This window comes from Oerskovia gallyi, from assembly GCF_014836745.1.
GTDB lineage: Bacteria > Actinomycetota > Actinomycetes > Actinomycetales > Cellulomonadaceae > Oerskovia > Oerskovia paurometabola.
On record NZ_JACSQE010000029.1, the window covers coordinates 1 to 1,192 of the forward strand.

General features: G+C 65.7%; 1 protein-coding gene. It reads right to left on the minus strand.

The features are described from left to right. A partial coding sequence (locus tag H9640_RS18865) for an FAD-dependent oxidoreductase (RefSeq protein ID WP_191792310.1) occupies nt 1–1,158 on the minus strand: 1,158 nt, incomplete at its 3' end. Nucleotides 1,159–1,192 lie beyond the last annotated feature (34 nt).

Sequence of the window (1,192 nt, forward strand, 5' to 3'; positions counted from 1 at the left end):
GTCCTCGACGAGGTGGCGGACGGTCTCGGACGCGTCGGACTTGGTGTGCCCGATCAGCCCGACCGGGCCACGCTTGATCCACCCCGTGGCATACACCCCCGGGATCTGCGCACCATCGATGTCGATGACCCGACCCTCACGGTTGGGAATCACACCCTTGAGGTCGTCGAACGGGATCTCGGGCAACGGCGACCCGAAGTACCCCACCGCCCGGTACACCGCCTGCACCGGCCACTCGAAGAACTCCCCCGTCCCGCTGACCGTCCCGTCCCCGTTCAACCGGGTCCGCTCGGTACGCAACCCCTCGACCCTGCCCTCGCCCAGCACCGCGACCGGCGCATGCAGGAAATGCAGGTGCAACCGCCGCGAAGCCGTGAACTGCGACGGGTCCTTGAGCGTCCAGTCCGTCAACGTCTTGACGACCTGCTTGGTCTGGTTCGAGGAATTGATCGCGGCCATCGACCCCTCGTCGAACTCGAAGTCCTCCGGATACACGATCACGTCCACGTCCGGCACGTGCCCCAGCTCACGCAGCTCCAACGGGGAGAACTTCGCCTGCGCCGGACCACGACGCGCGAACACGTGCACGTCCGTCACCGGCGACTCCTTCAACCCCTGGTACACGTTCTCCGGGATCTCCGTGGGCAACAAGTCGTCCGCATGCTTGGCCAGCACCCGCGCCACGTCCAGCGCCACGTTCCCCGCCCCCAGCACCGCGACCTGCTCGGCCTCCAACGGCCACGTGCGCGCCACATCCGGGTGCCCGTCGTACCACGACACGAAATCCGCCGCACCGAACGACCCCGGCAGATCGATCCCCTCGATCGCCAACGCCGCATCCCGGATCGAACCCGTCGAGAAGATCACCGCGTCATAGAACTGCCGCAGATCATCCAGCTTCAGATCCACCCCATACTCCACATTCGCGAGCAGACGCACATCACCCCGGGCCAACACCTTGTGCAACGCCACGATGATCGCCTTGATGCGCGGGTGGTCCGGCGCCACCCCGTACCGCACCAACCCGAACGGCGCCGGAAGACGCTCGAACAAGTCGATACTCACCTCGACGCCCGTCTTCGACAGAATGTCCGCCGCATAGATACCAGCAGGACCAGCGCCAACAATGGCGACACGCAACGGACGAGAGCTGCTCACAGGAAAGAACGCCTTCCGGTCGAGGAGGGGAGGT